Genomic DNA, 13441 nt, shown 5'->3' on the forward strand with positions numbered 1-13441 from the left:
TATGAAGAAAATAATTTCCGTAGTCCTGACAGTTTTTTTCTGTACTTCAATATTTGCCGCAGAACTAACAGCCTCTTTCGTAACGTCCGAGGCTGCTAAAAAAGATTCTGTTGAAGAATCGGTTTCTTATCTTAAAAATCAAATTTCTAAAATGACTGTTGCTGCTGAAAAGCGTGCAACTTATGTTTTCTTAGCCTCGCTTCAGGAACAAATGGCTATGTATGCCGATGCACAGAAATCTTATGCACAGGCAGCTGCAATTGCGGCTGGTAATGCAGAGGGGATGCCTAAAAAATCAAATGAGCAGATCGTTCTTGATGCAGTACGCTGTGCCTTAAGTTCCGGTGATTATGCTACTGCCGACAGTTACCTCAATTCTGCCGTACGAAATTCTAAAAATGCTGACGTTCAGGCTTATATCAAACTTTATACTCAGTGGAGTGCTCTCTGCAAAGCAGAAGAGGTTTCTGATATTCAGGAACCTGTAGTAATGCTTCAGGCATATCTTAAAGTTGATTCAATGAATACTGTAAAGCCAGCAGTTCTTCTTACTCTCTGGTATGTAACCGGCGACAGCTCTTATTCAAAAGAAATTACAAAACTTTATCCAAAATCTATAGAATCTTCTATTGTAAAGGGTGATGCACAACTGCTTCCAACTCCATTCTGGTTCTTTGTTCCAAAGAGCGGTGAAGCAGAACAGGGAACAGGAAGTTTCGCAGTTCCAGAAGAGCCAAAACAAACTTCTACTCAAACAGCTGCTGCAGAAAAGCCTGCTAAGTTTACTAAATGGCAGCTTGGTCTTTTCCGTACAGAAAACAATGCAAAACTCCTTGCTGATGAAGTAAAAGCCAAAGGTTTTGATTCATACATAACTACCGAAAAACGAGCCAGCGGTACAACATACTATATTGTTCTTGTTCGCGAAGACAAAAACGGTAATGTTGCAGACCGCCTTCGAAGCAGCGGCTATGACTGCTATGGAGTTGAATAAAAATTAATTAAGAGCCTGGCTCATTTTTTGAATAATTGTATTAACACTGTCCTTTTTGATTCCCGAGTAATTTATTACAAAGCTTTCAGTTGAGGGCAGTGTTTTTTTATCATAATAATAATCTGACAAAAGCTGAATGTTGATTCCTTCCTTCCGCCATTTTTCCTGTATAAGGCGGGCATTAAATCCGTTGTTCAGAGTCAAAAGAAAGTGAAGTCCCGAGTTCTCTTCACGAATCGAAAAAGCCTTTGAAAGCGCCGAGTTCTCAATACCTGTAATCAAAATATTCCGCAGGCTCCTGTAATAATTTTTCATTCGGTTAATATGCTTTTCGTAATGCCCGGCTTCTATAAAACGGGCAAGCGTTAATTGTTCAAAACTCGAAACCTGACACGAGTAAAAACCGAGCTTTCTCGAAAACTCCGCTGCAAGCTCCTGCGGCAAAATCATATAGCTGATTCGAAAGGAAGGGGACAGAGTTTTAGAAAAGGTGTTTATATAAATTACCCGGCCGTTATGATCAATACTTTGCAGGGTAGGTAGCGGCTTTCCAATAAAACGGAATTCGCTGTCATAATCATCTTCTATAATAAAACGGTCTGGGGCTTTTCTTGCCCATTCCAAAAGTTCAGTGCGACGCTTAAAGTTCATTATGACGCCGGACGGAAAGTGATGCGATGGAGAAACGTGAACAATATTTGCCGCGGCCTTTTGAAGCTCTTCTATGATTATTCCGTGCTCGTCAATATTCACCGGCTCACACCTTACCCCGTTAAGTCTGAAGATCTCTGCCGCTTTGTGATAACCCGGATTCTCTACGGCAAATATTTCATCTCTCCCAAGAAACTGAACCAGCATAGAATACAGCGATTCTGTTCCGGCCCCTATAATTACCTGAGATTCGGAAACGTCCATGTTGCGGAAGGCTTTGAGATGTCGGCAAATTGCACGCCTCAATTCCAGTGTGCCAAAAACATCAGTTCGTTTTAGTAATTTCTCATTTTCAGAAGAAAGCACTTGTCTCATAGTCTTCGACCACAGTCCAAAGGGAAACTTCCCTGGCACTGCCGCATTACTTGTAAAATCTGCAAAGTAAGTAAGCGGGGCTGCTGTGCTTTCTGATTCTCTGTGGTCAGCTTTATGGCTGCGGGCGTCTTCGGCGGTTTCCTTTTTCAAATGTCTTGCAATATCTGAAACAAAAAATCCCTTCTTTTCTATAGAATAAATATAGCCTTCATCAATCAGCTGAAGATAAGCATTCTGTACGGTAATCACACTGATTCCAAGGTGCTGGCTTAAAGAGCGTTTTGAAGGAAGCTTTTCATTTTCTTTCAGTACTCCATCCCGAATCTGATTTTTGATTGAAGTGTAAAGAAGATCTGTTAGAGTTTTGTTCCCGCGTTTTTCAAAGTCCAGAGTTATCATAAATCTGATTATATAAAACTTATTATAAATTGAATATATCTATAATATCAGATTGTCGCTACTATTTACCTATAAATATCGCCATCTGGCAATTTTTTCGAGGTAATAAAATGGATAAAAGACTTTTGACAATTCAGGACATTTCTTGTGTCGGACAGTGCTCGCTTACAGTTGCACTTCCTGTTATTTCTGCCTGTGGAATTGAAACTGGAATTCTTCCAAGTTCTGTTCTTTCAAATCATACTGCAGGTTATTCCGGCTGGACTTTTCACGACCTTACAGACGATATGCCGAAAATCCTTGAACGCTGGCTTACGGAAAAAGTGAGCTTTGATGCATTTTATACCGGCTATGTTTCAAAAACTCAGATTCCATACATTCTTGAAATTATGGAAAAAGCTGCCCGTCCTGGCGCTCTCCGCATTGTTGACCCGGTAATGGCCGACAACGGAAAGCTCTACACAGGTTTTGATGAGGATTTCCCACAGGAGATGAAAAAGCTGATTAACGGCGCGGATGTTATTATGCCAAATCTTACAGAAGCTGCCTTCCTTCTTGACCAGCCATATAAAGCTGATGGTTATGATAAAGCGTTTATCGAAAAAATGGCTCGCGATCTTGCAGCCCTTGGCGCTAAAAATGTAATTGTTACGGGAGTTAGTTTTGAGCCTTCTAAACTTGGTGTTGCAGTTTATGATGGTAATAAAGTTGAATATTACTTTAATGAAAAGCAGGCTGTAAGTTCTCATGGAACCGGAGATCTTTACGCTTCTGTAGTTGCGGGTGCTTTGCTTCGCGGTAAGTCTCTTCTGGAAGCTGCAAGTCTTGGAGCTGATGTTGTAGTGGAAGCAATTAAACTTACTGCCGGCGACAAAGACCACTGGTACGGCGTAAAGTTTGAACTGGCTCTTCCATATCTTATTCAGCGTCTGTCATAATCTGATTTTTACAATGTCTTTGCAAATGGTGCGGTTATGTGTTGTTTCATTCGTTTTTTTTATGTAAACTGTAAATGAAAAAAATCAGAAACAATACAGGAGACCGCACTATGGCAAAAACATTCGACGATAAAAAAATCATTTACACAATGGACAGAGTTACCCGTTCTTACGGAACTAAAGTTGTCCTTAAAGATATCAGTATTTCATATTACTATGGTGCGAAAATCGGCGTTGTAGGACCTAACGGTTCTGGTAAATCTTCTCTTTTTAAGATTCTTGCCGGAAAAGATACAGACTTCGCTGGTGAAACTTCTCTTGCTCCAGGTTACACAATCGGTTACCTCGAACAGGAGCCAGAGCTTGAAGCTGGTAAAACTGTAATGGAAATTGTAAAGGAAGGTGTAAAACCAATTACAGACCTTCTTGCAGAATTCGATAAAATCAACGAAGCTTTTGGTGACCCGGATGCAGATTTTGATAAGCTCTGTGCACGCCAGGGTGAGGTTCAGGAAAAACTCGATGCTCTCGATGCATGGAACCTCGACAATAACCTTGAACTTGCTATGGACGCCCTCCGCTGTCCTCCTGCTGATCAGGTTGTAGATGTACTTTCTGGAGGTGAACGCCGCCGTGTTGCTTTGTGCCGTCTTCTTCTTCAGAAGCCAGATATTCTTCTTCTCGACGAACCTACAAACCATCTCGATGCAGAAACTGTAGCATGGCTCGAAAAACATCTTAATGATTATCCAGGAACTGTAATTGCCGTAACTCACGACCGTTACTTCCTTGATCAGGTTGCAGGCTGGATTCTTGAGCTTGACCGCGGTGAAGGTTATCCGTTCAAGGGAAACTATTCAAGCTGGCTTGAACAGAAAAATGCCCGCCTTGCACAGGAAAATAAAAATGAGTCTGCACGTCAGAAAGAAATCCAGCGCGAGTTGGAATGGATTCACATGGGCGCTAAGGGACGTCAGGCAAAGCATAAGGAACATATTACACGCTATAACGAGCTCATGGCTCAGGAAAGCAAAAAGCAGCTTAAAGATACACAGATTTCTATTCCAGCCGGTCCACGTCTTGGCGGTCAGGTAATTGATATTGAAAATCTTACAAAGTCTTTTGGCGATAAGCTTCTTTTCGAAAATCTCAACGTACATATTCCGGCTGGTGCCATCGTTGGTATTGTTGGACCTAACGGTGCCGGTAAAACAACTCTCTTTAAGATGATTGTTGATGCAGCTGGTCTTGAAGGCGGCGAAAAACCGGATGCCGGAACTATCAAAGTTGGTCAGACTGTAAAGCTTGTTTACGTAGATCAGATGAGAAGCGGCCTTGATATGAACAAAACTGTTTACGAAACTCTTGGCGGTGGCGGAGACCTCGTAAAACTCGGTGCTGTAGATGAAAAGGGTAGAGCTCTCGAAGGTGGTGTTCGCGAAGTAAATGCACACGCCTACTGCGGTTGGTTCAACTTTGCTGGCCCGGATCAGAATAAAAAGGTAAGCGTGCTTTCTGGTGGTGAGCGCAACCGCCTGAACCTTGGTATGATGCTTAAGGAAAGTGGAAACGTTCTGCTCTTCGACGAACCTACAAACGACCTTGACGTAGAAACTGTTCGCGCCCTCGAAGAAGCGCTCGAAGACTTCGCCGGTTGTGCGCTTGTAGTAAGCCATGACCGCTGGTTCCTCGACCGTATCTGTACACATATTCTTGCATTTGAAAACAACTCAGAAGTTCGCTTCTTTGAAGGAAACTGGTCTGAGTATGCAGAATGGAAGCTCAAGGAATTCGGTGAAGATGCCGGAGTTCCAAAGAGAACAGTTTATAGAAAATTGAGCCGATAAAAAGGTTATTCTCTACGTAAAAACCTTTAATTGATCGTTTTACTAAACTGTTTTCTTACAATTTTCAGAGATTTTTCTTACTGTAAAAAACTTCATACTTCGATTATATTTAGGGGTATGAAGATTTTTTTTAACAAAACAATAAAAATACTCTGTTTAATGTGTTTTGCCGTTATTGCAGTTTCTTGCAGCGGTAAAAATGAGAAGAAAAACGAACCTGTTGAGCTAAGTAATCCTATGGCAGAAAGATTTTTGAAAGCACAATCTTCTGACGGTCCTGCAAAAACAGAACAAGCTGAAAATAAACCAGCTCCTGCTCCGGTTACTAGTGTAAATCCTCTGGAAATAATCTGCTTTAACCGCGAAAATGCTGTAGTGGATAACGGAAAGAAAGCCTTTAAGGAAATTACAGCTATGGAACTTGTACGCGATATGAAGACCGGCTGGAACCTTGGAAACACTCTTGATGCAATAGGCGGCGGAAGAGGTCTTGCTTCTGAAGTCAGCTGGGGACAGCCTTATACAACTAAGGAAATGATAGATGGTCTTGCTGCTTCCGGAATCAAAACAATCCGTATCCCTGTATCCTGGAGTCGTCATATCATAGACAATAACTATACAATCTCCCCTGCATGGATGAAGCGTGTAAAGGAAATTGTAGACTGGGCAATTGAAGACGGCATGTATGTCGTTATTAATATCCATCATGATAACTATGAGAAGAATGCCAAAATGCCTAGAGGCGGAGGCTTCTATCCTACAGATGAAAACTATGAAGAATCTGCATATTTTGTTTGTAATACCTGGGCACAGATTGCTCTTGCCTTTAATGACGGTTATGATGAGCACCTTGTATTTGAAGTTCTGAATGAGCCTCGTCTCTGCGGAACAAAAGAGGAGTGGTATTATAATTCAAGCTCAATGAAATCAATTGTTGCAATGAATAATCTCAATAAGCTTACACAGAATATTCTTGATGTAATTCGTGCAAGCGGCGGAAACAATAAAAAGCGTATGGTTGCAATACCATCATTACAGGCATCTCCGGAATCTGCTCTTGAAAGTACGTTCAAAATGCCTCAGGATTATGATGGCAGCAAAGACAGACTTATTGTTTCAGTTCATATGTATACTCCATACAACTTTGCAATGGAATCTCCTGGAATTACCGAGTTCTCTGCAAAGGTAGAAAGTGACTTTACTTCAATGTTTAAGAAACTTCATAATCATTTTATTGAAGATGGTTATGCAGTTTACATCGGAGAATATGGAGCAACAAACAAAAATAATCTCGAAGCCCGCGTAGCCTGGTTCCGTGCTTTTGTAAAGAATGCAAAGGCAAACGGTATGCCATGTTTTGTTTGGGATAATGCTGTATGGGAAGTAAAAGATAGAGACTATAGTGAACATTACGGATTCTATAACCGCTATAATCAGACCTGGTATTTCCCGGAGATTATTGATGCAATTAATGAAGGCTTGAAATAAGGAAGGAATTCAAATGAGTTTTAGAAAAGACTTTATGTGGGGAGCCGCTACTGCTTCCTTTCAGATTGAAGGTGCATGGAATGAAGACGGAAAATCACCGTCTATCTGGGATGTATTTTGTGAAGAGCCTGGAAGAATAGAAGACGGTTCAGACGGAAAGGTTGCCTGCGATCACTATCACCGCTACAAGGAAGATGTAAAGTTGATGGCTGATCTTGGTCTTAAAGCTTACCGTTTTTCAATTGCCTGGCCTCGTGTAATTCCTGAAGGAACCGGCAAGGTAAATGAAAAGGGACTTGAGTTTTATAGTAATCTTGTAGATGAACTTTTGAAATACAATATTACTCCATTTGTTACTCTTTATCATTGGGATTTACCATATTCACTTCAGATAAAAGGCGGCTGGTTGAATCCTGAAATTTCAGACTGGTTTGAGGAGTATACTCGTGCAGTTGTAGCAAAACTTGGTGACAGAGTAAAGCACTTCATCACTTTCAATGAGCCTTCTGTATTCCTTGGCTGTGGAAATCTTTTTGGAGTTCATGCTCCTGGAATGAAGTGTGGTTCACGTGACCTTCTTCTTGCAGGACATAATGTTCATATTGCTCATGGAAAAGCTGTTCGTGCTATACGTGAACTTGCTCCAGATGCACAGGTTGGAATCACCCTGGCAACAATGCCTCGTATTCCTAATGGAGATATGGATGAAAAAGCAGCTTATGATATTTATTTCAGTTGTCATAAACCGTTCTTTGTCTGGTCTGATGCTTACTGGGCAGATCCAATCGTATTCGGACACTATCCTGAAGACCTCGTAAATGAATGTAAAGACATCTTCCCTAAAGTAACTGATGAAGATATGAAGCTTATCAGTCAGAAGATTGATTTTATTGGACAGAATATCTATCAGGGTAAATATGAAGAGGGATATGAAAGACCTCGCGGAACACCGCATACAGAAATCGGCTGGGATACCTTTGATTCAGCCCTTGAGTGGGGTGTAAAGCATTTTTATAAGCGCTGGAAGCTTCCGATTTATATTACAGAAAACGGTCTCTCCTGCCACGACTGGGAAAGCCTTGATGGAAAGGTTCATGACCCTAACCGCATAGACTTCCTGCACCGCTATCTTCGCGGTCTTAAAACTGCTGCAGATGCTAGTTGTGATATCCGCGGATATTTCCAGTGGTCATTTATGGATAACTTTGAATGGGCTAAGGGATACAATCCTCGCTTTGGAATGGTTTTCTGTGATTATAATACACTCAAACGCATTCCAAAGGATTCAGCTTACTGGTATAAAGAAGTAATAGAATCTAACGGAGAAAACTTATAAGTATTTCTTCATTTCAGCAGAAGGCGGAATTTCATTGAGGGCACTGTAAGTAGTGAACTCCATGAAGTTCGCCTTTTCTGTTTTAAATGGTGTCCACTCAGGAAGTGGCTCACCGCACAGATCCTTTCCGTTTGGATTTCCATTCTTAATGAAGTTACAAAGATAATCACACATCTGACGTGCAACATCATAATGCACTCCCTTAAATGGTCTCCAGCACTTAGCGAGAGTTTCGAACCAGAACCACAAATCAACAGAATGGAACTTACCAGGGTGATCCCAGCCAGGAATTGGAACATCAAACTTATAACAGTAGTTCTGGATATTCAATCCGCGATTTTCCTCTTCCTTCATCAGTTTTCGTACACCCATTTCTACAGCATGCATGCCACCGAATATAAATTCATCAGTAGTATAACCTGTAAAGATAGGACATGGTGTACATTTACCTTCTTTTACTACATCTATCAGACTGCCTTTATTAAACTGTTCATCAAAAACAGGAGTCCAGCAGGCAATTGATTTTTCATAACCGCCCCATTCACTCCATTTCTGACGTAGCTGGTCGGTAGTGAGGTTTCTGGCTTCTGCAAGGGAATTACAGCCACAGAACTTAAAGAATTCAACCCCGAGCTGTTCTGCTTCTTTTACACTGCGCTTAGGGAACATGTCAGGCATGTTCGGAGTATAAATGAGTCCGCTGTCTACTACGGCACGCTTAAAGTATTTTCTGCTCTCTTCATTTTCAATATGGAACATTACACTGCCGGCACCAGCAGACTGGCCTCCGATTGTAATGTTTTCTTTATCACCACCAAAGGCTTCGATGTTTTCATATACCCATTTTAATCCTGCCTGCTGGTCCTGAAGTCCCATATTTGCAGGTTTGTCTGGATATTCTGCAGTAAGTTCTGGATGACATGTAAAACCAAAAAGATTTACACGGTAATTTACTGTAACTACAACAATGCCGCGGCGTGCAATACGTTCTCCGTCGAACTCCATTTCTGCAGTGTGACCAACCTGCCAGCCGCCTCCGAAAATCCAGAAATATACTGGAAGTTTTTCATTGCCGTTTTTTGCAGGTGTCCAGATATTCAGGTAAAGACAGTCTTCACTGACAGGAATATCAGGATCTACAGACCACTCACGTGAATATACATCCTCTGGTGGAGGATTGCGGTTAGGGGAGGGCTGAACAGGAATTGCTGGGAACTTATAACATTCACGCACACCTTCCCATGGCTCTGCAGGCTGTGGTGGAGCAAAACGTAAGTCTCCTACAGGTGGCTTAGCAAATGGAATTGATTTGAATGCAGTAATTCGAGGATCTGCAGCAGGAATACCTTCAACGGTACCAAGTTTTGTTTTGACGATTCTTAGCATTTTTAATTCTCCAAAAAAAAACGGTGGTTATTATCCACCGTTTAAGTCGGCAAGCACAGCTTGCCTCTGAGGCATTCTTTCGATGAACCTAAAACGGCCCGCTGTCGCAGCCCGTTTTTTAACGGTTCTTCGATTTTAGCCTTATTCTTTAACACCACCAATTGTCATACCTACAACGAAGTATTTCTGTACGAACGGATATACTACGAGGATAGGAAGTGTTGCAACAATTGTAATTGAAGAACGGATACTGATTGGTGTAGCCTTAGAAGCAGTTGAACCTGCTCCGGCAGAAATAGCCATAGAGTTAGCATCAGCTGCATTTGAACTCTGGTTCTGGCTCTGCTGCAGGAATGACATCAATACATACTGCAGAGAGTGAAGCTTTGGCTTGTTAGAACAGTAGAGGTAAGTATCAAACCAGCTGTTCCATGCGTTTACAGCAGTAAACAAAGAAACCATAGCAATTGAAGGAACAATCAGAGGGAAGATGATACGCATGAAAATCTTAAATTCATTAGCACCATCAATACGAGCTGATTCAACAAAGCTGTCTGGTAAACCATGGATGTAAGTTCTTACAAGAATAAAGTTAAAGACATCAACAAGACAAGGAATAATATAAACAGAATATTTTCCAAGAAGGTGAAGGTTCTTAATAAGCATATATCCTGGAATCAAACCAGCGTTTACATACATAGAAATTACAAGAATAGTTGTTAATGGCTTTCTGATTACAAATTCTTTGCGGCTGAGTGCATAAGCAAGCATAGAAGTACAGAATACACTTAAAATAGTCTGAAGAATTGTACGAGTAACCGAAATAATTCCAGCCTGGAAAATACGTGGAGTCTGGAACAAATCCTGATAGTTCTTCCATGTGAATTTTCTTGGGAAGAACTTAATTCCACCTTTAAGGGAATCCAAACCATCATTCAAAGAAATTGCAATTGTATTCCAGAAAGGATATACAGTTGAAATAACAACAAATGCAAGAACAATATAAATGATTATATCAAAAATGATATTACTTACATTTGTTCTCATTTTTGCTGCTGCATATTCATTTTTCTTAATTTCGTCCATCATATCAAGCGCTCCTCACCACTCTTCTTTGCAATTGTATTAGCTATAATAAGAAGCAAGATATTAACTGCATTCTTAAAGATACCGGCAGCGGTAGCAAGTCCATATCTAGAAAGTTTGAAACCGTATTTCAATACATAAATATCGATAGTTTCTGCAACGTCCTGGATAAGTCCATTCTGCAGCAAGTATGGCATTTCAAAGTTTGCATCAAGAATATGTCCGGCAGACATAATCATCATGATAATAATTGTAGGTTTGATTCCTGGCAAAGTGATATGCCAGATCTTGCGGAGACGACCACAACCGTCAATCTGAGCAGCTTCATACAAACATGGGTCAATTGCAGTCATTGCACCAAGGTATACAATTGTGTTCCAACCTACTTCCTTCCATACATAAGTCCAACCGATGATGTGCCAGAAGTATTTCTGAACTGCAAGCCACTGAATAGGCTGTTTAACAAGTCCTAAACCTAATAATATGTCATTTAAAATTCCGTCTTCAACGGAAAGAACATTCGCAACTAAGCCTGTAACAATAACCCAAGAAAGGAAGTGTGGGAGATATGATACAGTCTGAACAAAGCGTTTAACACCAATATAACGTACTTCGTTCAAGAATACGGCAATCACAATAGCAGTAATATATCCAAGTGCCGTACTAATAAGGCTCATTCCAACAGTATTTCTTAAAGAAAGAAGGAATTCTTTCTCAGTGAAAAGCTGTACAAACCATTTGAAGCCTACCCAATCCTGCTGTGCAAAAGTTTTATATGGCTTATAGTCCTGAAAAGCCATTGTCCACCCCCAGAGAGGGACATATCTGAACAGAATAATGTAAAGAACAAAAGGAAGAGACATAAGAATAAGCAGTTTCTGCTTGCCTAAAAGCTTCCATTTGCTTTTTTTGTTTACAAGTGCTGTAGAAGTTGTTTCTGCAGTACTAGAATCTTTTTTATTTTTCATAAAAAAACACCTGTTTTTAAAGATTAAAAAAAAGTCCACAGAAAATCCGTGGACTTTTTTTTAGATGTAAGAGTGCAAACAACACTCTTACATCAAGTTTAAGTCTGACTTAGAGTCAATACTAAACTAGTCCTGGAAACCACCGAATGCTTCTACACGGTGATCGAGCTGCTGCTGCATGAACTTGTTATATTTCTCTGTAAGAGGCTTAAGCAAGCTGCAGTACTCGTTCCAAGTCTTTTCAAAGTCAGCTGGTTTACCCATGATCATCTGTGGGAGATACTTTCTCTGGATTGTTTCGAATCCAGCCATAGCTACAGCTGCTTCTTCTTCGAATCCGCCGTTTTCAGCTGATGGGTTACACTGCCACATTGGGTACCATCCAGCATTCTTTGGAGGGTTAGCATCTACGAATTCTGCATAAGAACCAACTCCGTAAGCTGCCCAGAGGTCAAGGTCAACCTGCTTCTGTGCAAGAGCATATTCCCATGCGAGGTCATCCATCTGACGTGTATATCCGCTTGGAAGTGTTCCTTCAAGTTTTGGAGCTTCTTCTGTCCAGAGAGTAGCGCGGTTTTTCTGAATCCAGTTTGGATCCTTCTGATCAGCACGCTGCTTTTCTGTTCTTGATGGGCGTCCCTGTGCATCTTTCTGCCAGTCTTCGCCTTCGAATCCCCAGTAAAGAACTCTCTGGTTCTCTTCGAGAATCATCTTGTCCATGAACTGAAGAATCTTGATAGCCTTGTCTTCTGGACACTTTACAGTAATACCATAACCTCTCTGGAGGTTAGGAAGTGACTGGTCACGGTAGTGAGGTTTAATTGATTCATCGAATGTGATTGCCAATGGAGCATATGTTCTTTCATCTTTTCCAGCTGTCCAGAGTGTCTGTTCTGGTTCACCCATGAACTGCCATCCCTGAATGAACATACCGAGTACACGACCCTGTGCAATCTTTGCATAGTACTGGTCACGGTTGTCTGTGAATGAAGCTGGATCGATCAAACCACGCTGGAAATATCCATTAGCGAGCTTGAACCATCTGTGAGCATTTTCATCAGCAAAGTTGTCTGTATAAACATATTTACCGTTTTCAAGAGTAACGTGTCCGTTACCATCGTTTGGATAACCAGCCAAGAAGTTAGGTGGGTTCCAGAGGTCAAATGCTTCCCAGTCAGCTGTAATGATATTGAATGGGATTGTAGGAGCTCCATCAATTGTTGGATACTTCTTATAGTAAGCTTCGATAAGATCGAAGTACTGGTCAATTGTCTTTACCTTTGGATATCCGAATTCCTTAAGAACTGCTTTCTGAATCCACCAACCATTCTGGTTGTAGTATGTATCAGATGGGATTCCATCGATTACACCGTAGTTAGGAAGAGAGTAGATGTGCTCTTTTACGATGTTTCCATTAGCATCTTTTTCAGAATCCTGATCAATCATCTTCTTCCAAGCTGAAGAATAGTGCTTCATCAGGTTAGGAGCATATTTTTCCAAGAGTGGTTTAAGGTCGCGGAGACATCCAGCACCCTGGAACTTCTCTGAGTCTACTTCTACGAGGTCAGGAAGGTCGCCAGAAGCAATAAGTACACCAATCTTCTGGTCTTTATCACCTACGAGGATATCCCAAGAGAATGTTACACCGAAATTCTCTTCAATCCATTTGTAAGCTTTGTTGTCAGCAGGTGGCTGTTCACGCTGCTGGATTGTAAATACAGAGATGTTAAGAGCGTCTTTCTTTCCAGAAGCGCCGCCTTTACATCCCACCAGGCTCAATGCCAGTACTGCAGCTGCAGCAACTAACATAATTTTTTTCATAAAAGTCCTCCATTTATAAAACTTTTAGTAAAAACATGGTAAAACGTTTTATAAATATGATAAATCGGTTATTTTTGGGAAAAAACACTAAAAGTATCATAATATTTATAAAAAAGTCTTATTTTGCGTTGAATTTCGAGAATTTTCATAGT

The 13441-nt window shown here is 40.9% G+C and carries 10 protein-coding genes; 5 read left to right on the forward strand and 5 right to left on the reverse strand.

Annotation, left to right across the window (positions count from 1 at the left end; genetic code table 11):
- Position 1: 1 nt before the first annotated feature.
- Positions 2-994 carry an SPOR domain-containing protein gene (locus tag BMY21_RS07365; protein WP_074642326.1) on the forward strand — a complete coding sequence of 331 codons (993 nt, stop codon included), beginning with the start codon at positions 2-4 and terminating at the stop codon, positions 992-994.
- A 3-nt stretch (positions 995-997) separates the two neighbouring features.
- Here the strand turns inward: BMY21_RS07365 and pdxR are convergent, their stop codons facing one another.
- Complete coding sequence (gene pdxR / locus BMY21_RS07370; protein WP_074642328.1) at positions 998-2419, reverse strand: MocR-like pyridoxine biosynthesis transcription factor PdxR; 1422 nt, start codon at positions 2417-2419, stop codon at positions 998-1000.
- A 110-nt stretch (positions 2420-2529) separates the two neighbouring features.
- Here pdxR and BMY21_RS07375 point away from each other — a divergent pair, with 110 nt between their 5' ends.
- The 4 genes from BMY21_RS07375 (at position 2530) to BMY21_RS07390 (ending at position 8028) form a co-directional block, all read left to right on the forward strand.
- Positions 2530-3357 (forward strand): pyridoxamine kinase, encoded by an 828-nt coding sequence (locus BMY21_RS07375; protein ID WP_074642331.1) that lies wholly within the window; start codon positions 2530-2532, stop codon positions 3355-3357.
- Between the two features lie 110 nt (positions 3358-3467).
- Positions 3468-5204: an energy-dependent translational throttle protein EttA gene (ettA, locus tag BMY21_RS07380; RefSeq protein ID WP_074642333.1), complete on the forward strand. Its 1737-nt coding sequence runs from the start codon at positions 3468-3470 to the stop codon at positions 5202-5204.
- A 117-nt stretch (positions 5205-5321) separates the two neighbouring features.
- Complete coding sequence (locus BMY21_RS07385) at positions 5322-6692, forward strand: glycoside hydrolase family 5 protein (RefSeq protein WP_074642336.1); 1371 nt, start codon at positions 5322-5324, stop codon at positions 6690-6692.
- A gap of 13 nt (positions 6693-6705) precedes the next feature.
- A complete protein-coding gene (locus BMY21_RS07390; protein WP_074642339.1) occupies positions 6706-8028 on the forward strand; it encodes a GH1 family beta-glucosidase in 1323 nt (440 codons plus the stop codon).
- Here the strand turns inward: BMY21_RS07390 and BMY21_RS07395 are convergent.
- The 4 genes from BMY21_RS07395 to BMY21_RS07410 form a co-directional block, all read right to left on the reverse strand.
- Positions 8023-9414, reverse strand: a complete 1392-nt coding sequence (locus tag BMY21_RS07395; protein ID WP_074642341.1) for a carboxylesterase/lipase family protein — start codon at positions 9412-9414, stop codon at positions 8023-8025. The genes BMY21_RS07390 and BMY21_RS07395 overlap by 6 nt on opposite strands.
- 141 nt (positions 9415-9555) lie before the next feature.
- Positions 9556-10503, reverse strand: coding sequence for a carbohydrate ABC transporter permease (locus BMY21_RS07400; protein ID WP_218141037.1), 948 nt, complete (start codon positions 10501-10503; stop codon positions 9556-9558).
- Entirely contained in the window at positions 10500-11468 is a 969-nt protein-coding gene (locus BMY21_RS07405; RefSeq protein ID WP_074642344.1) for an ABC transporter permease, read from the reverse strand. Before BMY21_RS07405 ends, BMY21_RS07400 begins: the two co-directional genes overlap by 4 nt.
- Positions 11469-11594: 126 nt before the next feature.
- Positions 11595-13289 (reverse strand): type 2 periplasmic-binding domain-containing protein, encoded by a 1695-nt coding sequence (locus tag BMY21_RS07410; protein ID WP_074642346.1) that lies wholly within the window; start codon positions 13287-13289, stop codon positions 11595-11597.
- Between the last annotated feature and the right edge of the window lie 152 nt (positions 13290-13441).

It is taken from the genome of Treponema bryantii (genome assembly GCF_900111035.1).
GTDB classification, from domain to species: domain Bacteria; phylum Spirochaetota; class Spirochaetia; order Treponematales; family Treponemataceae; genus Treponema_D; species Treponema_D bryantii_C.